General features: G+C 71.9%; 20 protein-coding genes. 11 read left to right on the top strand and 9 right to left on the bottom strand.

Going from position 1 to position 19,821, the window contains the following annotated elements:
• Nucleotides 1-30: 30 nt before the first annotated feature.
• The 4 genes from ACZ6S0_RS07650 to mmuM all read left to right on the top strand — a co-directional run bounded on the left by ACZ6S0_RS07650 (nt 31) and on the right by mmuM (nt 5,220).
• The gene (locus ACZ6S0_RS07650) at nt 31-783 is read left to right on the top strand and encodes a helix-turn-helix domain-containing protein (protein WP_465914379.1); all 753 of its coding nucleotides are present in this window, start codon (nt 31-33) and stop codon (nt 781-783) included.
• The gene (locus ACZ6S0_RS07645; protein WP_465914378.1) at nt 780-3,215 is read left to right on the top strand and encodes a VIT domain-containing protein; all 2,436 of its coding nucleotides are present in this window, start codon (nt 780-782) and stop codon (nt 3,213-3,215) included. Before ACZ6S0_RS07650 ends, ACZ6S0_RS07645 begins: the two co-directional genes overlap by 4 nt.
• A gap of 301 nt (nt 3,216-3,516) precedes the next feature.
• The gene (gene otsB / locus ACZ6S0_RS07640) at nt 3,517-4,353 is read left to right on the top strand and encodes a trehalose-phosphatase (protein WP_465914377.1); all 837 of its coding nucleotides are present in this window, start codon (nt 3,517-3,519) and stop codon (nt 4,351-4,353) included.
• Complete coding sequence (mmuM, locus tag ACZ6S0_RS07635; protein WP_465914376.1) at nt 4,354-5,220, top strand: homocysteine S-methyltransferase; 867 nt, start codon at nt 4,354-4,356, stop codon at nt 5,218-5,220.
• A gap of 13 nt (nt 5,221-5,233) precedes the next feature.
• On the opposite strand, the gene ACZ6S0_RS07630 is transcribed toward mmuM, so the two are convergent.
• A complete protein-coding gene (locus tag ACZ6S0_RS07630) occupies nt 5,234-5,659 on the bottom strand; it encodes a DoxX family protein (RefSeq protein ID WP_465914375.1) in 426 nt (141 codons plus the stop codon).
• 82 nt (nt 5,660-5,741) lie between these two features.
• Here ACZ6S0_RS07630 and ACZ6S0_RS07625 point away from each other — a divergent pair, with 82 nt between their 5' ends.
• Nucleotides 5,742-6,203, top strand: a complete 462-nt coding sequence (locus ACZ6S0_RS07625; RefSeq protein ID WP_465914374.1) for a MarR family winged helix-turn-helix transcriptional regulator — start codon at nt 5,742-5,744, stop codon at nt 6,201-6,203.
• A gap of 64 nt (nt 6,204-6,267) precedes the next feature.
• On the opposite strand, the gene ACZ6S0_RS07620 is transcribed toward ACZ6S0_RS07625, so the two are convergent.
• Entirely contained in the window at nt 6,268-6,972 is a 705-nt protein-coding gene (locus tag ACZ6S0_RS07620) for a lysophospholipid acyltransferase family protein (protein WP_465914373.1), read from the bottom strand.
• A gap of 396 nt (nt 6,973-7,368) precedes the next feature.
• Here ACZ6S0_RS07620 and ACZ6S0_RS07615 point away from each other — a divergent pair, with 396 nt between their 5' ends.
• Together ACZ6S0_RS07615 and ACZ6S0_RS07610 are read left to right on the top strand one after the other, a co-directional pair.
• Nucleotides 7,369-8,127 (top strand): alpha/beta hydrolase, encoded by a 759-nt coding sequence (locus ACZ6S0_RS07615; protein ID WP_344877111.1) that lies wholly within the window; start codon nt 7,369-7,371, stop codon nt 8,125-8,127.
• A 46-nt stretch (nt 8,128-8,173) separates the two neighbouring features.
• On the top strand, nt 8,174-8,659 hold the full coding sequence (locus ACZ6S0_RS07610) for a hypothetical protein (RefSeq protein WP_465914372.1): 486 nt from the start codon (nt 8,174-8,176) through the stop codon (nt 8,657-8,659).
• Between the two features lie 67 nt (nt 8,660-8,726).
• Here ACZ6S0_RS07610 and ACZ6S0_RS07605 read toward each other — a convergent pair whose 3' ends face one another.
• From ACZ6S0_RS07605 to ACZ6S0_RS07575, 7 genes are all read right to left on the bottom strand, one after another.
• On the bottom strand, nt 8,727-9,836 hold the full coding sequence (locus ACZ6S0_RS07605) for a hypothetical protein (protein WP_465914371.1): 1,110 nt from the start codon (nt 9,834-9,836) through the stop codon (nt 8,727-8,729).
• A gap of 37 nt (nt 9,837-9,873) precedes the next feature.
• Entirely contained in the window at nt 9,874-10,569 is a 696-nt protein-coding gene (locus ACZ6S0_RS07600; RefSeq protein WP_465914370.1) for an endonuclease/exonuclease/phosphatase family protein, read from the bottom strand.
• A 27-nt stretch (nt 10,570-10,596) separates the two neighbouring features.
• Nucleotides 10,597-11,529 (bottom strand): ROK family glucokinase, encoded by a 933-nt coding sequence (locus tag ACZ6S0_RS07595; RefSeq protein ID WP_344877119.1) that lies wholly within the window; start codon nt 11,527-11,529, stop codon nt 10,597-10,599.
• A gap of 13 nt (nt 11,530-11,542) precedes the next feature.
• Nucleotides 11,543-12,004 carry a DUF5304 family protein gene (locus ACZ6S0_RS07590; protein ID WP_465914369.1) on the bottom strand — a complete coding sequence of 154 codons (462 nt, stop codon included), beginning with the start codon at nt 12,002-12,004 and terminating at the stop codon, nt 11,543-11,545.
• 26 nt (nt 12,005-12,030) lie between these two features.
• Nucleotides 12,031-13,209, bottom strand: a complete 1,179-nt coding sequence (locus ACZ6S0_RS07585) for an ArsA family ATPase (protein WP_465914368.1) — start codon at nt 13,207-13,209, stop codon at nt 12,031-12,033.
• Nucleotide 13,210: 1 nt separating this feature from the next.
• Nucleotides 13,211-13,648 (bottom strand): SRPBCC family protein, encoded by a 438-nt coding sequence (locus ACZ6S0_RS07580; RefSeq protein ID WP_465914367.1) that lies wholly within the window; start codon nt 13,646-13,648, stop codon nt 13,211-13,213.
• 100 nt (nt 13,649-13,748) lie between these two features.
• Nucleotides 13,749-14,516 carry a metallophosphoesterase family protein gene (locus tag ACZ6S0_RS07575; RefSeq protein WP_465914366.1) on the bottom strand — a complete coding sequence of 256 codons (768 nt, stop codon included), beginning with the start codon at nt 14,514-14,516 and terminating at the stop codon, nt 13,749-13,751.
• Between the two features lie 213 nt (nt 14,517-14,729).
• Here ACZ6S0_RS07575 and ACZ6S0_RS07570 point away from each other — a divergent pair, with 213 nt between their 5' ends.
• From ACZ6S0_RS07570 to ACZ6S0_RS07555, 4 genes are all read left to right on the top strand, one after another.
• Nucleotides 14,730-16,478 carry an AMP-dependent synthetase/ligase gene (locus ACZ6S0_RS07570; protein WP_465914365.1) on the top strand — a complete coding sequence of 583 codons (1,749 nt, stop codon included), beginning with the start codon at nt 14,730-14,732 and terminating at the stop codon, nt 16,476-16,478.
• 243 nt (nt 16,479-16,721) lie between these two features.
• Complete coding sequence (locus ACZ6S0_RS07565) at nt 16,722-18,011, top strand: ABC transporter substrate-binding protein (RefSeq protein WP_465914364.1); 1,290 nt, start codon at nt 16,722-16,724, stop codon at nt 18,009-18,011.
• Complete coding sequence (locus ACZ6S0_RS07560) at nt 18,011-18,883, top strand: carbohydrate ABC transporter permease (RefSeq protein WP_344877133.1); 873 nt, start codon at nt 18,011-18,013, stop codon at nt 18,881-18,883. Before ACZ6S0_RS07565 ends, ACZ6S0_RS07560 begins: the two co-directional genes overlap by 1 nt.
• The gene (locus tag ACZ6S0_RS07555; RefSeq protein ID WP_465914363.1) at nt 18,880-19,794 is read left to right on the top strand and encodes a carbohydrate ABC transporter permease; all 915 of its coding nucleotides are present in this window, start codon (nt 18,880-18,882) and stop codon (nt 19,792-19,794) included. The genes ACZ6S0_RS07560 and ACZ6S0_RS07555 overlap by 4 nt, the downstream gene beginning before the upstream one ends.
• Nucleotides 19,795-19,821: the final 27 nt, after the last annotated feature.

The following is a 19,821-nucleotide window of genomic DNA, read 5'->3' as shown; positions in this document are numbered from 1 at the left end:
GTGTAATAGTGACAGTGTCATTGTGAAGGTATGAGCGACACCTGGACGATCGGCGAGCTGGCCGAGCACGCGGCGCGCGCCCTGCGCGCGGGCGCGCCGCCTCCTGCCAACGGCCGGGTCCGCGACGTGCCAGGAGCCCGGCTGATCCGGTGGTACACGACCATCGGGCTGGTCGACCCGCCGCTGACCAGGCGCGGCAGGACCGCGCGCTACGGGCGGCGCCACCTGCTGCAGCTCGTCGCCGTGAAGCGGCTCCAGGCGTCCGGGCGGTCGATCGCCGAGATCCAGGCGGTGCTGGCGGGCGCGACCGACCGCATGCTGGAGACGGCCGCCGGGCTGAGCGACCCCGCCCCGGCGACACCGTCCGACACGGCGGGCTCGGGTGGTGCCGGGCCGGGTGGTGCCGGGCCGGGTGGTGTCGGGCCGGGTGAGCGTGACGGTGAGGTGCGGCGGGCACGGTTCTGGGCCCAGCGGCCGGGTGGCGGCGGCGCACCCGCCCCCGACGCGGCGCGCGCGGGATCCGACCTGGCCGCACCCGCCCACGACGCGGCGCGCACGGGGACCGACCCGGCCGCCGACGGGCCGGGGGGCGAGGTCGTGAGCGGGGTCGTGAGCGGGGTCGTGAGCGGGGTCGTGAGCGGGGTCGTGAGCGGGATCAGGTTGGCGGGCGGGGTGCGGCTGGTGCTGGACGCGGGCCGCGTTCCGTCCGAGGAGGACGTCCAGGCGGTGCTGGCGGCGGCGGGGCCGCTGCTCGCGGTGCTCGAAGAGAGGGAGCTGACATGAGGATCACTTCGCTGGAGCCCGCGCGGTGCCTGCCGGTGCCGGACGCCGGGTTCGGCGCGCTGCTGACCGAGCGCGGCAACCTGCCGCTGGAGAGCGTCGACGTGGCCGCGTCCATCTCGGGCCTCATCGCCGGGGTGGAGGTCACCCAGGGGTTCAGGAACCCGTTCGACGTCACCCTCGAGGCGACGTACGTCTTCCCGCTCCCCGACCGGGCGGCCGTCACCGCGTTCCGCATGGAGGCCGACGACCGCGTGATCGAGGGCGTGCTGAAGGAGCGCGGCCAGGCCAGGGCCGACTACGACCGCGCGCTGCGCGAGGGCAGGCGGGCGGCCATCGCCGAGGAGGACAGGCCCGACGTGTTCACGATCAGGGTGGGCAACATCCTGCCCGGCGAGCGCGTCTCGGTGAAGCTCACCATGAGCCAGCCCCTCCCGTACGAGGACGGCGCGGCCACGTTCAGGTTCCCGCTGGTCGTGGCCCCGCGCTACATCCCGGGGAGCCCGATCGACGGCCCACCGGCCGGTGACGGCGTCGCGCCCGACACCGACGCCGTGCCCGACGCCTCCCGGATCAGCCCGCCCGTGCTGCTGCCCGGCTTCCCCGACCCGGTACGCCTCTCGCTGACCACCACCGTCGACGCCGCCGGGCTCGACCTGCGCGAGCTGGCCTCCAGCCTGCACGTCGTGGAGGAGACCCGCGACGACGAGCGCCACACCGTACGGCTGCGCCCCGGCGAACGGCTCGACCGCGACTTCGTCCTGCGGCTGTCGTTCGACGCCTCCACGGCGTTGCAGCTCGACGGCCGGGGCACGTTCGCGCTTACCGTGCTGCCCCCCGCGCTGGAGGGCACCCGCACCCCGCGCGACCTGGTGCTGCTGCTCGACCGCTCCGGCAGCATGGGCGGCTGGAAGATGGTCTGCGCCCGCCGGGCCGCCGCGCGGATCGTCGACACGCTCACGCCGCAGGACAGGTTCGCCGTGCTGACGTTCGACTCGGTGGTGGAGGAGGCGTTCGAGGGGCTGGTGGAGGCGTCCGACCGCAACCGCTACCGCGCGGTCGAGCACCTGTCGCGGGTGGACGCCCGGGGCGGCACCGAGCTGCTGGAGCCGCTGCGCCGGGCCATCGCGCTGCTGAACGGCCGGACCGCCGGCCGCGAGCGCGTGGTGGTGCTGGTCACCGACGGACAGGTCGGCAACGAGGACCAGATCCTGGAGCAGGCGGGCGGCGCGCTGTCGGCCATGCGCGTGCACACGGTCGGCATCGACCGGGCCGTGAACGCCGGGTTCCTCGGCCGGTTGGCCGGGCTCGGCGCGGGCCGGTGCGAGCTGGTCGAGTCGGAGGACCGGCTCGACGCCGCCATGGAGCACATCCACCGCCGGATCGGCGCTCCCCTGGTCACCGACCTGTCGCTCAAGGGCCTGGACGTCGAGCCCGGCACCGTCACCCATCTCGGGTCGATCTTCCCCGGCGTGCCGCTGCGCGCGTACGGGCGGCTTCGCGAGGGCGCCTCGGTCACCGTGCGCGGGCTCGCGGCCGACGGGCCGTGGGAGAGGCAGGTCGCCGGGGTGACGGTGGACAATCCGGCCATCCGTGCCGTCTGGGCCCGCGCGCACCTGCGGGAGCTGGAGGACCGGTACGCGATGGGCGAGCACGACCTGGAGCCCCGCATCGTGCGTACGTCGCTCGATCACGGCGTGCTCTGCCGGTTCACCGCGTACGTGGCGGTGGACACCCGGCAGGTCGCCGGGGAGGGGCCGCAGCACCGCGTCATCCAGCCGGTCGAGCCGCCGAGCGGCTGGGAGCCGCCGCGCGCGGGAGCGGCGATGGGCGGGTTCACCGCCAACGTCATGCTGGCCGCCGCCCCGGCCGCCGCGCCCCGGATGCGGATGCCCGAGCCCGGTCTCGGGCTCGACCTGGCTGATCAGAGGGCTGATCAGGGGGCGGATCAGGGGTTCGTGGCCGGTGGCCCGCAGGACGGCGGCCCGGCGTTCGAGGGGCCGATCTCCGGTGGTCGCGGGCCGGTGTTCGGCAGGCCCGGCGCCGGGACGCCCAGGTCGCCACTGGCCGGTGGGCCGGGGGCGCCCGGCGGACCGGCGCTGCGCGGGCGCGGGGCCGGGGGACGGCTGGCGTCGGTACGGCCCCAGCTCGTGGCCGAGCTGGACCGGCTCGTGGCACTGCCCGCGCCCGACGTGCTGTACCTGGCGGATCTGGGCACACGGCTGGCGGCGCTGGCGGCCTACCTCGGAGGGAACGCGGAGCTGGAAGGGCTGGCCCGCGAGCTGGAGGCGGCCGAACGGCCGGGCGCGGACGCGCGGGCGCTGCACGACCGCGCGGTCGAGGTCCTGAAGGGACTCGTCGGCGACCACGGCACCCCGCCGCCCGGATCCGGGCCCTCCGGCACCCGGCGCGGCCCCTTCTGGAAACGCTCCTGACCGGCCTCCGCGTGCGCGTCCCGCTCAGTACGCACACCTGACCGGTCTCCGGGTGTGCGTCCCGCTCGGGACGCGCGCCCGGCCGCCCGGTGTGCGCCCCGCTCGCTACGCGCACCCGGCCGTCCGCCTGTCCGTCCGCCTGTGCGCCCGCCTGGCCGGCCGGAGGCCGACGCCCGACGGCCACCGGGTGCGGCCTCCTTGAGGCCGCGTACCGGCCGGTGCGCCGTTGCGGATCAAGGGCCGTGGAGTTTACTTCCCGGCGTCTATCCGAGCCTGTCGGGCTGTTCTATCGTCACTGAGCATGGCGACCTCTCGCGCCCCGCTCCGCTTCGCCGACGCGGTGTCCGCCACCGTCTCGGAGAGCGCGAAGTCCGGTTTCTTCTTCGACTTCGACGGCACGATCGCCCCCGTCCTGCGGGATCCCGCCGCCGTGTTCCCCGTGCCAGGGGCGGTGGAGCGGCTGCGGGTGCTGGCCGGGCTGGTGAGCCGGGTCGCCATCGTCTCAGCCCGACCGGCCGCGTTCCTGTCCGACCGGTTCGCCGCCGTGCCGCAGGTGCGCCTGTACGGCCTGTACGGCCTGTACGGCATGCAGACCGTCGTCGACGGCCAGGTGCGCACCGACGCCGAGGCCCGGCCCTGGGCCCCTCTCATGCGCGACCTGGCCGCCGACGCCCTGCGCGACCTGCCCGGCGAGGTGCTGGTGGAGGACAAGGCGCTGCTCGTGGCGCTGCACTACCGGACGGCCCCTGCGCTGCGCGGCGCGGTGGAGCGCTGGGCCTCGAACAAGGCGGCCGAGCTGGGCCTGCGCGAGCAGTACGGCCGCATGGTGGTCGAGCTGCGTCCCCCCGTCGAGCACGACAAGGGCACGGTCGTCGAACGCGAGACCGAGACCCTCACCCGCGCCTGGTACTTCGGCGACGACCTGTCCGACGGCCGGGCGTTCGACGTGCTGCGTGACAGGGAGCTGCGCGACCCGGCGTTCCTGGGGGTGCGGGTCGCGGTGGCCAACGGGGAGACGGGCGACGAGCTGGCCAGGCGGGCGGACTTCACGGTCGGCGCGCCCGAGGACACCCCCGACCTGCTCGACCACGTGATCGGCGCGTTCCCGGGCAGATCGGCGCGCTCGTACCCTGGATAGGTGACGACACTCGTCCTCGACGGAGGGCTGGCCACCCAGCTCGAACGGCTCGGCGCGGATCTGCGCGACGAGCTGTGGTCGGCGCGGCTGCTGCCGGCCGAGCCCGAGCTGATCCGGCGCGCGCACGCCTGCTTCTTCGCGGCGGGCGCCGACGTGGCGACCACCGCGAGCTACCAGGCCACGCTCCAGGGCTTCGCGCGGCACGGGATCGACGCGGCGGAGGGCGAGCGGCTGCTGCGGCTGTCGGTCGAGCTGGCCGGGCAGGCCCGCGACGAGGCGGGGCGGGGGCTGGTGGCGGCCTCGGTGGGCCCGTACGGCGCCTTCCTGGCCAACGGCGCCGAATACACCGGCGACTACGACCTCGACGAGGAGGGCCTGTACGCCTGGCACCTGCCCCGCTGGGAGATCCTGGCCGACTCCGGGGCCGACCTGCTGGCCTGCGAGACCATACCGTCCTATCCCGAGGCGCGGGCCCTGGCCAGGCTGCTGCGCGGCACGCCGGGGGTGAAGGCGTGGGTGAGCTTCTCGTGCCGCGACGGCGAGCGGCTCAGCGACGGCACGCCGATCCGCCAGGCCGCCGCCCTGTTCGGCGGCAACCCGCAGGTGGTGGCCGTCGGCGCGAACTGCACCGCGCCACGCCACATCCCCGGGCTGATCGCGTGCCTGTCGGGCGGACTGCCCGTGGTGGTCTACCCGAACTCGGGCGAGACGTGGGACTCCGGCCGCCGCCGCTGGCTGGGCCTGGCCGACCCGGTGGAGTACGGCCAGGCCGCCAAGGAGTGGCAGCGGGCGGGGGCGTCGCTGATCGGCGGCTGCTGCCGTACGACGCCCGAGCACATCAGACAGGTCCGCGCCCACCTGTCCTGAACGACCGCCCCGATCAGGCGGTGACCGGGGCCGTGCTGCGGCGGCGCAGGATGGCCCGGTCGAGGGCCAGGGCGCCGCCGCCCGTGAAGCCGATGGCGAGGCTGGCCGCCGCGAGCGCCAGCACCAGCTCGTAGCCGCCCTCGCCGGTGAGCCCGTTGGCCCCGTGGACGAAGGCGATCGCGCCGAGCATGTCGAGGGCCAGCAGCACGCCCACGATCGGCAGGGCGGCCCCGAGGATGAGCGCCACCCCGCCCACGACCTCCAGCGCGGCCACGGCCGGGGCCGCGACCCCGGCCAGCGGGATGCCGGCGGATTCGAAGAACTTCGTCGTGCCCGCGATGCCCATCGTCGCGAACTTCTGGTAGCCGTGCACCAGGAAGATCGCCCCGATGGCGATCCTGGCCAGCAGCAGTACGACGGGACGCGCCTGGTCCACCATGCCGTCTCCTCGAGTGTTGTTCAGATTCGAACGACCACTCTAGCAGTGAATGTTCAAATTCGAACGACAGTACACTGTATCGGTGACGGACCCCCGATGGCTGGACACGACGGAGATGGCCGCGTGGCGTGCCTTCCTGTTCACTTCCCACCTGCTCGAACGCCGAATCGAAGAGCAGCTCAAGGCCGCCGCCGGCCTCACGCACCCGCAGTACGAGATCCTCGTCGTGCTCTCCGAGGCGCCAGGGCAGCAGATGCGCATGACCGAGCTGGCCAGGGACGTCGTGGTGTCGAAGAGCGGGCTGACGTACCAGGTCAACCAGTTGGTGAAGGCGGGCCTGGTGGAGCGGGCGACCTGCCCGTCCGACGAGCGGGGCGTGCTGGCGGTGCTCACCGACCAGGGCCGGCGCTGCCTGGAACGGGTGGCGCCGGGTCACGTGGAGGTCGTGCGCGCGTACCTGATCGACCGGCTCAGCCGCGACGAGCTGCACGCGATGACGAGCGCCATGAGGAAGACGGAGGACGCCTTACGCTCGTCCGTGTGACCGCCTCCGGCGGGCGCACGGACCCCCGGCACAGGGCCCCCGGCACAGGGCTCCTGGCGGGCAGTCAGCCCTTGGCGGCGGCGCGCGCGGCGCGCTCCATCTCGACCCGGGCGCTGGCGGCGTACTTGTCGACGTATTCCTGGCCCGACAGCTCCATGAGCGCGTACATGATCTCGTCGGTCACCGCGCGCAGCACCAGGCGGTCATCCTCCATCCCGTAATAACGGGAGAAGTCGAGCGGCTTGCCGAACTTCACACCCGGCCGGATGCCCAGCTTGGGCAGCGGCCGCCCGGGCGGCATCATCTCGTACGTGTTGATCACCGCCCACGGGATCACCGGCGCCCGCGACTCCAGGGCGAGCCGGGCCACGCCGGTCTTGCCCTTGTAGAGGCGGCCGTCGGGCGAACGGGTGCCCTCGGGGTAGATGCCCAGGACGTGCCCCTCACGCAGGATGCGCAGGCCGGTACGCAGCGCCGCCTCGCTGGCCTTGCCACCGGAGCGGTCGATCGGCACGGTGCCGACCCCGCTGAAGAACAGCCGGGTGAAGAAGCCCTTGACGCCCCGGCCGGTGAAGTAGTCGGCCTTGCCCAGCGAGATGACCTTGCGGCGGATCTGCAGCGGGCCGAAGAAGTGGTCGGCGAAGGAGAGGTGGTTGCCGGCCAGGATCGCGGGCCCCTGCTTGGGCACGTGGTCGCCGCCCTCCGTCCACGGCCTGAACACGAGGCGGAGGAACGGCCCCAAGATGGCCTTGACCACCCAGTAGAACACCCTGGCACCTCTTCCTGCGCACTTCCTCGGCGGCGTCGCCCGCGAGCAGCGGCCTATGAGCATTGTCGGGCACGATCCGAGCGCTGTCGCCGAAACCACTGCGAACGCTCCTGCGAACGCCGGCTCTCACGAACCTCTCGCCGACACTGTCTACTGTCAGCGTATGCGGGCACTGTGAGTGTGCACGGATGATGAAGACGTTCGGCAAACCGTCAGCGGACATTCTCAGCTCTGCGGACATTCTCAGCTCGGCGGGCGCTGTCTGCGGGCAGAGCCCATCTTTCCATCTCAACAACCATGCTCCTACATCAGCTCTCGCACAAATACCCTGGAACGTGCGACGATCAGGCCGTTCCGGAGGAAATTACCGGAATGAAACGGCACGGAGGAGCTGTTATGCCGCTCATGCCAGGCGCGGAGCCCTACCACCACGAAGCAGGCCAGATCGGCGTGCTGCTGTGTCACGGGTTCACCGGCACGCCGCAGTCGCTGCGGCCGTGGGGTGAGTATCTGGCCGGGCACGGGATCAGCGTTTCGCTGCCCCGTCAGCCCGGACACGGCACCAGGTGGCAGGAGATGAACCGGACGCGCTGGGAAGACTGGTACGCCGAGGTGGAGAAGGCGTTCGCCGACCTCCAGGGCCGGTGCGCGGAGGTGTTCGTGGCGGGGCTGTCGCTGGGCGGCTGCCTGGCGCTGCGGCTGGCCGAGGTGCACGGGAGCGCGATCAGGGGCGTGATGGTGGTCAACCCGTCGATCGCGAACGACGTGCCGCTGCTGAGGCTGGCCCCGCTGCTCAAGTGGTTCGTGCCCTCGGTGCCGGGGGTCGCCGGCGACGTCAAGAAGCCCGGCGTGATCGAGCTGGCCTACACCCGCACCCCGGTCAAGGCCGCGGCCTCGCTGCCGGGGCTGTGGTCGCTGGTGCAGGCCGACCTGGCGAAGGTGACACAGCCGCTGCTGGTCTTCCACAGCACGCAGGACCATGTGGTGAAACCGACGAGTGTCGCCATCCTCCGCGCGAAGGTCCCGCAGGCCACGATCGAGGAGCTTACCGATAGCTACCATGTTGCGACGCTGGACAACGATGCCGACAGGATCTTTGCCGGGAGCCTCGACTTCATCCGGACACATGCCTCGGTACCCTTGCAGAGGGACTGATCGCACCCAGGGGGAAGTCGCGATCGCTGCGGAGAGGCCCATCTAGGTGACGCCCCAGAGTGACGAGGACGAGGTCTGGCGGCAGATCGTCGCGTCCTTCAACGACACAGCCGAGCGCGACTCGGCCGACCAGCCATGGCCGGACAGCGAAAATCTCCCGGTCGAGCCGACCCGCCGGGTGGTCAAGCCCCCGGAGGAGGATCTCGCCGCCGCCGACAACTCCGCCGACAACTCCGACGCCGACGCCGACGACGATCCGGGAGACGAGGGCGACGACGAGGACGAGGGTCACTTCGTGCCCCCTGCCCCGCCGCCGCTGCCCAAGCTCGACCTGCCGACCAAGCTGGCGTGGGTGGCGCTGTTCGGCGGCCCCGCCTACCTGCTGGTGGCGGCGATGGCGAACTGGCAGATGGAGGGGTGGGCGCTGTTCACGGCGGTGGCGGCGTTCATCGGGGGGTTCGTGGCGCTGGTGGTGCGCATGGGCGACGGGCCGCCCAACGACTCGGGCTGGGACGACGGCGCCGTCCTCTGACACCCGGCATCCGTCCGCGGGCCGGGGCTCTTCCCCGAGCCCGCCGGGCTCTCGTCGGCGCCGGCGGCTACGACTTCTCCGTGGTGGTCTTGGGCGCGAACGACTCCACCACGTCGGTGTAGCGGTCGGCGGCGTCGACCGCGTGCCCGACCGCCCACACCGTGCCCTTGCCCGCCAGATACGTCACGGCCTGCAGTCGCACGCTGCTCCTGCCCGGCCTGGCGCCGCCCCTGATGATCTCGCACCGGTTCTTCTCGCAGCGCGCCATGAACGGCTCGGCGGCCCGCGCGGGGTCGTAGCCGGTCATCCAGTAGCGCCCCTTGCCGTCGCCGGTCACCCCGTAGACCCTGGCCTCGGACGAGCCGGGCAGCGGCAGCTCGCGCCAGCGCTTGCCGTTCCAGACCAGCGCCAGCGGCGAGGTCTCGCCGGGCCCGCGGTAGACGCCGCCCACGGCCACCGCCCGCTTGGAGCTGTCGACCTGCACGTCGCGCAGGTAGCCGCCGGGGATGGAAGGCAGCGGCATCGACTTCCACGACCCGCCGGAGTAGTGGACGATCAGCGGCTCGGTGCCGGTGTCGCCGACGGCGAACCCGCCTGACACCGCGTAGAGCGCGCCCTCCTCCTTGGTCTCCTGCACGGTCCAGGTGCTGCCCTGGCCGGTGAGGATGAGCCCGTTCTTCTCGCGGCTGCCGACGGCCACGACCCGGCCAGGCTTGGCGTCGATGCCGCCCAGCCAGTCTCCGGCCCGCATGCCCTGCGGCCTGACCCGGTCGAACCCGGCCGTGTCGCCGTGCACGAGGTAAGGCAGCCCGTCGTGCCCGTCGCCGACCACCCAGACGTCGGAGGGCGAGGCGGCGGCCAGCCCGCGCAGGTTGCCCGCGGCCGTGCCGTCGCGCACGCCGACCTCGGCCCACTTGCTGCCGTTCCAGTGGCGGATGGTGCCGCGGTTCTTCCAGACGTCCCAGATCTCCTGCTGACCCACCGCCCACACGTCGTTCGGCGTGATCGCGAGCACGTCGGACAGCGAGCCGTCGGCCTGGAGGCGCACGCTGGTCGACTGCTGCCACGCCTCGGCGGCGGGGCGGGGCTCGGCATGCGCGGTGGGCGTGGCCTGCGTCAAGGCCACGAACGTCGCCAAGATCAGAGAGAGCGCACGCCGCTGAGAGCGACGGGTCATGAGGAAATGCTACGGGCTCGTGCGCCGATCTTGCCCGCTAGTGCCCAACTCGCAACTCGGCGACGACCGGCAGATGGTCGCTGGCTCCGGCGAGATCGGGCATGGCGGCGTCCACGACCCCGCACGACACGACCCGCGTCCCGCGCGCGGCGAAGACCCCGTCGATGCGTACGGACGGGCTCGCGGCGGGGAAGGTCAGGCCGTCGCCCTTCGGCGCCACGGCGTAGCAGTCGGCCAGCCGTCCGGCCAGGTAGCGCCAGGCCGGTTGGTGCGCCTGCTCGTTGACGTCGCCGGCGAGCACGATCTGCGCGCCATGGCGACCCGCCGCGGTCTCCATCAGCGCCACCGCCTCGGCGGCGTGGTGCAGCCTGGCCGGGTCGTGCAGGTCGAGGTGGAGCGAGCCGATCGCCAGCATCGCCCCCTTGACCTGGACGACGGCCACGGCCAGCCCGCGCCGCTCCAGCCCGACGAAGGTCCGCAGGGCGTGGCTCTCGGCGTGCAGCACGCGTACGCGCCGCCCGACGAGCACGGCCACACCCCCCACCCGGCCGGGGGTCGCCACCGCGAGCCCGGCCGGGGCGGCCAGGGCCGCGCGCCGGGCCCGCCAGCGGACGAACCTGGGCGCCTCCTGCACGCACAGCACGTCGGCGTCCAGCGCGGCGACGACCCTGGCGAGTGCGGCACGGTCGTCGCGCAGCCCGTGCAGGTTGTAGGTGGCGACCCTGATCGTCACGTGTGCCCCGGCCGTACGCGCGCGGCGCTAGCGCAGCCTGGCCAGGTCGGCGGCGCCCACGACCCCGGCCGAGGCGCCCAGCTCCGCGAGCCTGATCTCGGCCAGCGGGCGGTGCCCGTGGCCGGTGATCCGCTCGGCGAAGACCTGCCTGGCCCGGTCGATGAACAGGTCGGCGGCGCGGGAGACGCCGCCGCCGACGATGAAGCAGCCGGGGTCGAGGAGGGCGGCCAGGTCGGCCATGCCCTGCCCGAGCCAGTCGGCCAGGCTGCGGAAGGCGGCCAGCGAGGCGTCGTCGCCCAGCCGGGCGGCCTCGGTGACCTCCTCGCCCTCGATCTTGCCGCCGGCCAGCCCGAGCAGCGTACGGGCCCGCTCCGGCTCGGCCTCGGCGATCTCCCTGGCGTCCTTGACCAGGGCCTGGCCGCTGGCGTACTGCTCCCAGCAGCCGACGTTGCCGCACCCGCACAGACGTCCGCCTGGCAGGACCTGCATGTGGCCCAGCTCGGCGCCCATGCCCCAGCGGCCCCGGTAGAGCGCGCCGTCGATGACCAGCCCGCCGCCGATGCCGGTGCCGAGCGTCACGCAGACGACGTGGGACTGGCCCCTGCCCGCGCCGAACCTGGTCTCGCCCCAGGCCATGGCGTTGGCGTCGTTCTCGATCACGACCGGCAGGCCGACCAGGTCGCTGATCTTCTTCTGCAGCGGCTCGTCGCGCCAGGCGAGGTTGGGGGCGAAGCGCACCACGGACCGGGTCTCGTCCACGAACCCGGCCGCGCCCACGCCCACGGCCTCGATCTCCCGGCCCTCGGACAGCTCGCGAACGACGTCGACCACCGTCTCCGCCACCACGTCGGGGCGGTCGGCGGCGGTGGGCCGCAGCGTGTGTTCGACGATCTCTCCCTGGTCGTCGACCACACCGGCGGCCACCTTCGTCCCGCCGATGTCGACACCGATCGTGAGCATGCCCCGTGTCTCCCTATCCGAGATCTATGTGTTCCACGTCGTGACGCCGGTCGTCACTCCGGTCGTCACGGCGGTCGTTGTCGCGGTTGTTGTCACGGCCGCCGCCGTCACCCGGCCTGCGGGGGGCGGGCTTGCTCAGCGCGTCGAGCGCGCCGCGGAAGGCGGCGAACAGCTCTCCGCCCGCCGCCATCAGGTGACCGGTGACGTCGCCGCCCGACTCGCGCTGCGCCGCGATCGCCCGGCAGACCGGGCAGGCGCGGCAGATGTACTCGTCGTGGGGCTCGGACACGGCCTCCTCCCACACGTCCCGCTCCTTGCGGGCGCCGCCGCCGGTGAAGGAGTTGAACACGCTCTTGCCGACCTGGCGGGTGGCCCGCCCCTGGATCGACTCGAACAACTTGCGCGCCTCGTCGGCCACCGTGCCGATGGGATCTCTCCCGGGATCTCTGTTGGCGTCTCTGTCGTGCTCGCTCATTTCTGGCCCTCCCTGCTCGTGGTCGCTCATCCATTCAACTCATCTGGTCGCGGATTCGCTCCCTCGGCGGACCATGTGACGCGGAGCACGCCGTCGCGGAGCGCGGCTCCGCTGATCTTCCTTCTCGCCAGCGCCGCGGGCAGCGCCAGGATCCTGCGGTAGGGCCCGGCGGTGACGATCAGCTCGTCGCTCTTGCGGGCCAGGTCGACGTCGTCGCGGTCGGCGCCGGGCAGGCTGAGCGTCAGCTCGTCGGCGCTCATCCGCAGCGGCGGCTCGACGGAGTGGGGGGCGAACGGGTCGGATCCGGCGTACATCGCGGCGCCCACCTCGGACAGCACCCGCTCGCCGACCGGCTCGGCGGGCAGGTAGGGGACGACGTGCACGGGCAGCGGCGCGAACGACTGCTCCGCCTCGGCCAGCAGCCGCGACTGCGCCGCCACCCACTGGGCCCGCCACTCGTCGGCGCCGCCCTCGGGGAAGACCCGGTTGGCGATGACGGCGTCGACGCGGTAGCCGTACAGGTTGAGCGAGGTCAGGGTGCGTCTGGCCTCGGCGAGCACCACCGACTCGGGGGTGAGCACGAGCCGTACGGAGGCGTGGTCGCCGGTGAGTAGCTCGCGCACCTCCATGAGGCCGCGGTGGAGGCGTTCGGCCGCGTTCATCACGGTCTCGCCGGGGGCGCTGACGTGGGCGACGCCCCGTACGAACGGCGCGACCAGCCGCATGACCTTGCGGCCGACCGGCATGAGCCGGTTGACGTGCCAGTCGAGCGCCTCGGGCAGCGCCAGCAGCCGCAGCGTCTCGGCGGTGGGCGCGCAGTCGACGACGATCACGTCCCAGCGGCCCTCGCGGGCGTGCTCGCGCAGCTCCAGCAGGGCGATGACCTCCTCGGCGCCCGGCAGGACCGTGATCTCCTCGGAGGTGATCTGGTCGAGGCCCAGCTCGGCCAGCACGCCCCTGGCGTAGTCCTGCAGCTCGCCCCAGTGGCGCTCGAGCGACTTCTGCGTGTCGACCTGGTGCAGGTGCAGGCCGGGGGCGATCTCGCCGGGCCCGGCCGCGAGCGCGTCGGCCAGCGAGTGGGCGGTGTCGGTGGAGACGATGAGCGTCTTGAGGCCACGGCGGGCGGCCAGCGTGGCGGTCGCGGCGGCGGCCGTGGTCTTGCCGACGCCGCCCTTTCCGGTGAAGAGCAGGACCCGCGGGCTCAACTCAGCGGCCTTCGACGCGCTTCTTGAGGCCCTTGAGCGCGGTGTCCACGATCACCTTCTCGGCCTTGCGCCTGATCAGGCCGATCATGGGCACGCTGAGATCGACCGCCAGCTCGTACGTCACGTCGGTGCCACTGCCCGCGTCGGCCAGCCGGTAACTCCCCCGGAGGTCGGAGATCATCTTCCCGGGCTCGACCGCCTGCCAGCTCACGCCTTCGTCGCCCTGCCACGTGTAGCCGAGGGTGTAGGTGTCGCTGATCGGGCCGGCGTCCAGCACGAAGCGAACGTTCCGCGGCCTGCCGTCGGGGCCGGTGGTGAGGACCTCGGCGTGCTTGACCTGCCCGGCCCATTCCGGGTAGGAGGGGAAGTCCGCGATGACCGCCATCACGTCGGCGCGACCGGCGCCGACGGTGGTGCTCGAAGTGGTGCGATCAGCCATGCGACCACGTTAGTGCACAAACCGCCGATCGCGGCGGACGCGCACACGGGCCGATCATGAGGCCGATCATGGGCCGATCACGCCCGCGCGCTGGGCCGACTCACCACTCCAGCACGTACGGCACACCCCTACCGCGGAAGTGGCCCACGTTCACGCACTCGGTACGGCCCACGCGCACCCGCGGGTGCAGCGGGTTGTGCACGTGGCCGAACAGGGCGTAGCGCGGCTGGGTGCGCCTGATGGCCGCCAGCGTGGCCTCGCTGCCGCGCTCGAACCGCCTGGCCACCACGTCGTAGAGCAGCTCGGGCAGGGCGGGCGGGATGTGGCAGCACAGCACGTCGACCTCGCCGACGGCCTCGACCTTGGCGGCGTACTCCTCGTCGCCGAGCTCGTGGGGCGTGCGGTAGGCGGTCTTGAGCCCGCCGCCCACGAACCCGAACCGCAGGCCCCCGATCTCCGCCACCTCGCCGTCGAGCACGTGGTGGCCGGGCCGGACGTAGTCGCCCCACAGGCGCGGCAGGTCCACGTTGCCGTACGTGAGGTAGGCCGGGGTGGGCATGGCGGCGAAGAGGGTGGCGTACTGGGCGCGCACGTTGCGCTCGATGTGCTCGCGCGGGTCGCCGTCGAGCGTGGCCCACAGCCCCGCGGACATGGCCCTGGCCTCGTCGAAGCGCTTGGCCGTGCGCAGGGCGATGAACTCGTCGGCCCGCTCCGCGCCGAACAGGTCGGCGAAGATGCCCTGCGAGTGGTCGTCGTAGTCGACGAACAGGATCAGGTCGCCCAGGCAGATCAGCGCGTCGGCCCCGTCACCGGCCCTGGCCAGCGCGTCGGCCCGGCCGTGGACGTCGCTGACGACATGGACCCTCATGGTCAGATCCTAGGCGCACCGTTCCCTGAGCGCACTTGTGCGCGGCTCATGGTGCGGGGCTCGTCGTGCGCCGCAGGGCGGGCACTCGGCTGCTAGCGTGTTGAATGCCCTTCATAACGCCTCAATGACGGGGCTACCGGCTGGTAACCCGAAACGGTAGCGTCCAGGCGGTCCCCGCAGGGGAGTTGAGGTCTCCGCAGAGGAGTTGGTTTCGTGCGCGAGTACAGCGTCCCCGTCCTGGTAGACGTCCCCGCCTCGGCCGGTCTGGCCGACACCGTCTTCCGGCGGGCCGAGCAGGAGCCCGGGGCGATCGTGATGCGCCGCAAGGTCGGCTCCGGCTGGCCGATCGTGACCGCGGCCGAGTTCCGCGACCAGGTGGCCGCGGTGGCCAAGGGGCTGATCGCGGCGGGCGTCGGGCACGGCGACCGGGTCGCCCTGATGTCGCGCACCCGCTACGAGTGGACGCTGGTCGACTACGCCATCTGGGCCGTCGGCGGGGTCACCGTGCCGATCTACGAGACCTCCTCGGTCGAGCAGATCAGGTGGATCCTGGGCGACAGCGAGGCCAAGGCGGCGTTCGTCGAGCTGGACGGGCACGAGGAGGCCCTCAGGGAGGCGGCGCCCGAGCTGGCGCCGGTCTGGCGGGTCGACGCCACGCCGGAGAGCGGCGACGTCACCGACTCCGACCTCGACGAGCGCAGGAAGAGCGTCGGCTCCGCCGACCTGGCCACGATCGTCTACACCTCCGGCACCACGGGCCGCCCGAAGGGCTGCCGCCTCACCCACGACAACCTGCTGTTCACCGCGCTCAACGTGCTGCGCGGCCCGCTGGAGCCGCTGTTCGCGGGCAAGGAGCCGGCCGCGCTGCTGTTCCTGCCGCTGGCGCACAGCTTCGCGCGGATGATCCAGGTGGTGCTGGTCGAGGCGGGCGCGGTCATCGCGCACACCCCGAACATGAAGAACGTCGCCCCCGACCTGCAGGACTTCAAGCCGACGTTCCTGCTGGGCGTGCCGCGCGTGTTCGAGAAGGTCTACAACGCCGCCGAGCAGAAGGCCATCGCGGGCGGCAAGGGCAAGATCTTCGCCAGCGCGGTCGACGTGGCGGTGGCCTGGAGCAAGGCCGAGAGCGCGGGCGGCGCGCCGCTCGGGCTGCGGCTGCGGCGCGCGGTGTTCGACAAGCTGGTCTACGCCAAGCTGCGCGCGGCCACCGGCGGCCGGCTCTCGGCGGCGGTGTCCGGCGGCTCGGCGCTGGGCGACCGGCTCGGCCACTTCTTCCGCGGTGTGGGCATCGAGGTCTTCGAGGGCTACGGCCTGACCGAGACCTCGGCCCCGCTCTCGGTCAACATGCCGGGCGGCAACAAGATCGGCACCGTGGGCAAGCCGCTGCCTGGGGTCACGCTGCGCATCGGCGACGACGGGGAGATCCTGGCCAAGGGCCGCAACATCTTCCCCGGCTACTGGAACAACGACGAGGCCACCGACGAGGTGATCGACCCCGACGGCTGGTTCCACACGGGCGACGTCGGCAAGCTCGACGCCGACGGCTACCTGTGGATCACGGGACGCAAGAAGGAGCTCCTGGTCACGGCGGCGGGCAAGAACGTCGCGCCCGGTCCGCTCGAAGACGCGCTGCGCGCCCACCCGCTGATCTCGCAGGCGATGGTCGTGGGCGACGGGAAGCCGTACGTCGCGGCGCTGATCACGCTCGACCCGGAGGCGGTGCCCGCCGGGTCGACGATCGACGGGCTGCGCGACGACCCCGCGGTGCGGGCGCAGATCCAGGCGGCGGTGGACCGGGCGAACCTGACGGTGTCGCATCCCGAGCAGATCAAGAAGTTCACGATACTCGGCGGGGACATCACGGAGGAGAGCGGGCACCTCACGCCCACGCTCAAGGTCAAGCGGAGCCTCATCATGCGCGACTTCGCCAAGGAGATCGACGAGCTGTACGAGGGCCACTAGCGGCGCGGCGCTCTACTAGCCACGATAGTAGAGCGCCCGGCCGGTCGCGCCCGCGCCTCGCAACACCCCACATCCCAACAGGTTTGGACACGTCCCGTTCCGCGCCGTGAACGGAGGCGACGCTGCCGCCTTCCCGCCGTCGTCAGGAAACCGGGCGTTGACAGTCCGAAATGTTGGCTTTTCGATGAAGGAAGATGAGCGAACTCGGGGGAATGTGCAGGATCCGGCAAGGAGGAACCCACCATGGACCGACAGCCGCCGATCTCCCGCCGAAATCTCCTGCTCGGAGCCGCCGCGTTCGGCGTCCCCGCCGCCCTCGTCGGGTGCGGCTCCGGCGGCGCCCCCGCCCCAGGGCCGTCCGGCACGGGCCCAGGCGCCCTGGGCACGGTCACGATCGGCTCGAACGCCTCCGACGAGATCCCGAAGAAGTCCCTCGACACCGTGGTCAAGAGCTTCACGCAGGCCGCGACCCGGATCAACACGGTCGACCACAACACGTTCCAGGAGAACATCAACCGCTATCTCAGGGGCACGCCCGACGACGTGTTCACCTGGTTCGCCGGTTACCGGATGCAGTTCTTCGCCGAGCAGGGGCTCGCCGTGGACATCTCGGACGTGTGGCAGGAGATCGGCGGCGACTACACGCAGGCGTTCAAGGACCAGTCGACCGGCGTCGACGGCAAGCAGTACTTCGTGCCGTTCACCTACTACCCGTGGGCGGTCTTCTACCGCAAGAGCCTGTGGCGGGACAAGGGGTACGAGCCCCCGGCCACGCTGGACGAGTTCACCGCGCTGGCCAGGAGGATGAAGGCCGACGGCCTGATCCCGATCGCGTTCGCCGACAAGGACGGCTGGCCGGCGATGGGCACGTTCGACATCCTCAACCTGCGCACGAACGGCTACGACTTCCACGTCTCCCTCATGGGCGGCAAGGAGTCGTGGACGGACCCTCGGGTCAGGCAGGTGTTCGACACCTGGCGGGGGCTGATGGAGTTCCACCAGCCGGCCGCGCTGGGACGTACGTGGCAGGAGGCCGCGCAGTCGCTCGCGCAGAAGAAGACCGGGATGTACCTGCTCGGGATGTTCGTCGCCCAGCAGATCCCCGAGGCCGACCGCGACGACCTCGACTTCTTCACCTTCCCCGAGATCAACCCCGCGTACGGGACCGACTCGATCGACGCCCCCATCGACGGCTACATGATCTCCGCCAAGGCCAGGAACGTGGCCGGCGCCAAGGCCCTGCTCAAGCACTTCGCCCAGGCGTCCGCCCAGAACGTCGCCACCGGCCTCGACCCCGGCACGCTGGCCGCCAGCTCCAAGGCCGACACCTCCGGCTACAGCTCCCTGCAGAAGCGCGGCGCGGAGCTGGTGTCGAAGGCCACGCACATCGCGCAGTTCCTCGACCGCGACACGCGGCCCGACTTCGCCTCGACCGTGATGATCCCGTCGCTGCAGGCGTTCGTCGGCGAACCCGACGAGATAGACCCGCTGCTGGCCGGCATCGAGCAGCAGAAGGCGAACATCTTCCGCTGATGGCCGTCAAGACCCGTCGCTACTCCGCCCGGGATCTGACCGTGCTGGTCATCGGGCTGGGGGTGGCCGTCATCGTCAACGTGGGCCTGATCTGGGGGCCCACGCTGGCCTCCATCGGGCTGTCGGGCACCGACTGGAACGGCATCGGGCCCATCGAGTGGGTGGGCGGCCAGAACTACCACGACCTGGCGGCCGAGTATCCGCCGTTCTGGTCGGCGGTCCGCAACAACGTGTTGTGGCTGGCCTTCCTGGGGCTGGTCGCCACGCCGTTCGGGCTGTTCTGCGCGGTGCTGCTGGACCGGCGGCTGCGGCTGTCGCGGGTCTACCAGAGCGCCCTGTACATGCCGGTCGTGCTGTCGCTGGCCGTGGTGGGCTTCATCGCGCAACTCGTCTACTCCTCCGACTACGGCGTGCTGAACGCGGTGACCGGGCTGAACGTGGACTGGCTCGGAGACCGTTCGATCAACATCTGGGTGATCATGGTCGCGGCGGCCTGGCGGCACGTGGGCTACGTCATGATCATCTACCTGGCCGGGCTGAAGGCGGTCGACCCGGCGCTGAAGGAGGCCGCGGCCATCGACGGGGCGAGCGAGCGGCAGGCGTTCTTCCGGGTGGTGTTCCCGACGCTGCGGCCGGTCAACGTGATCGTGCTGGTCATCACGGTGATCGAGGCGCTGCGGGCGTTCGACGTCGTCTACGCCGTCAACAAGGGCAGGAACGGGCTTGAGCTGCTGTCGGTGCTGGTCACCGAGAACATCGTGGGCGAGGCCAGCCGGATCGGGTTCGGCTCGGCGATCGCGGTGATCCTGCTGGCGATCTCGCTGGGGTTCATCGTCACGTACCTGTCGCAGTTGTTCAAGGAGGAGCGATGACGCTGACCGCCCCCGCTCCCCCGGCCCAGCAGGCGGCCCGCGCGCCCGCGCGCCGGCCGGTCCGTCCGCTGCGGATCCTGCTGCACGTCTTCCTCGCGCTGGTGGGGCTGGGGTGGCTGCTGCCGCTCGTCCTCGCCGTGTACGCCTCGCTGCGGCCGTACGAGGAGACCGCCCGCCTTGGCTACTTCTCGCTGCCCGAGCACCTCACGCTCGACTACTACGGCCAGGCGTGGACGCAGGCCGAGTTGCCCCGCTACTACCTCAACACGTTGATCGTGGTGGTCCCCGGGGTGGCGGTGACGCTCTTCCTGGCCTCGTTCACGGCCTTCGCGATCGCCCGGCTGCGCATCCCCGGCCGCAGGGCGCTGCTGATCGTGTTCACGGCGGGCAACCTGCTGCCGCCGCAGGTCCTCATCACCCCGCTCTACACCCTCTACACGCTCGTCCCGCTGCCCGCCTGGCTGTCGGACTCGCAGTCGCTCTACGACTCCTACCTGGGGCTGATCCTCATCCACGTGGCGTTCCAGTTCGGCTTCTGCGTCTTCGTGATGGCGAACTTCATGCGCACGATCCCCGAGGAGATCACCGAGGCGGCCCTGGTGGACGGGGCTGGGGTGTGGAAGCGGTACTGGCGCCTGACGCTGCCGCTGTGCCGACCGGTGCTGGCGGCGCTGTCGACGCTGCAGTTCACCTGGATGTACAACGACTTCCTGTGGGCGCTGGTGCTGATGTCGTCGGGCGACAAGCTGCCCGTCACCTCGGCGCTGAACAACCTGCGCGGCCAGTTCTTCACCGACTTCAACCTGCTGGCGGCCGGGTCGGTGCTGGTGGCGCTGCCGACGCTGATCGTCTTCCAGCTCCTGCACAAGCAGTTCGTGGCCGGGCTCACGCTCGGCTCGACCAAGGGGTGACCCGGCGGCCTTCTCCGTCCGCCGGTC

The organism is Nonomuraea sp. NPDC051298 (assembly GCF_055586305.1).
Note: the sequence above shows the minus strand (reverse complement) of the source record. Positions and strands in the feature narration are given on the sequence as shown.

What these genes read in the sequence shown, in the direction of transcription:
- ACZ6S0_RS07650 (WP_465914379.1), top strand. Translation starts at nt 31, where the DNA reads ATGAGCGACACCTGGACGATCGGCGAGCTGGCCGAGCACGCGGCGCGC.
- ACZ6S0_RS07645 (WP_465914378.1), top strand. Translation starts at nt 780, where the DNA reads ATGAGGATCACTTCGCTGGAGCCCGCGCGGTGCCTGCCGGTGCCGGAC.
- otsB (WP_465914377.1), top strand. Translation starts at nt 3,517, where the DNA reads ATGGCGACCTCTCGCGCCCCGCTCCGCTTCGCCGACGCGGTGTCCGCC.
- ACZ6S0_RS07630 (WP_465914375.1), bottom strand. Translation starts at nt 5,659, where the DNA reads ATGGTGGACCAGGCGCGTCCCGTCGTACTGCTGCTGGCCAGGATCGCC.
- ACZ6S0_RS07615 (WP_344877111.1), top strand. Translation starts at nt 7,369, where the DNA reads ATGCCGCTCATGCCAGGCGCGGAGCCCTACCACCACGAAGCAGGCCAG.
- ACZ6S0_RS07605 (WP_465914371.1), bottom strand. Translation starts at nt 9,836, where the DNA reads ATGACCCGTCGCTCTCAGCGGCGTGCGCTCTCTCTGATCTTGGCGACG.
- ACZ6S0_RS07595 (WP_344877119.1), bottom strand. Translation starts at nt 11,529, where the DNA reads ATGCTCACGATCGGTGTCGACATCGGCGGGACGAAGGTGGCCGCCGGT.
- ACZ6S0_RS07590 (WP_465914369.1), bottom strand. Translation starts at nt 12,004, where the DNA reads ATGAGCGAGCACGACAGAGACGCCAACAGAGATCCCGGGAGAGATCCC.
- ACZ6S0_RS07580 (WP_465914367.1), bottom strand. Translation starts at nt 13,648, where the DNA reads ATGGCTGATCGCACCACTTCGAGCACCACCGTCGGCGCCGGTCGCGCC.
- ACZ6S0_RS07575 (WP_465914366.1), bottom strand. Translation starts at nt 14,516, where the DNA reads ATGAGGGTCCATGTCGTCAGCGACGTCCACGGCCGGGCCGACGCGCTG.
- ACZ6S0_RS07565 (WP_465914364.1), top strand. Translation starts at nt 16,722, where the DNA reads ATGGACCGACAGCCGCCGATCTCCCGCCGAAATCTCCTGCTCGGAGCC.
- ACZ6S0_RS07560 (WP_344877133.1), top strand. Translation starts at nt 18,011, where the DNA reads ATGGCCGTCAAGACCCGTCGCTACTCCGCCCGGGATCTGACCGTGCTG.
- ACZ6S0_RS07555 (WP_465914363.1), top strand. Translation starts at nt 18,880, where the DNA reads ATGACGCTGACCGCCCCCGCTCCCCCGGCCCAGCAGGCGGCCCGCGCG.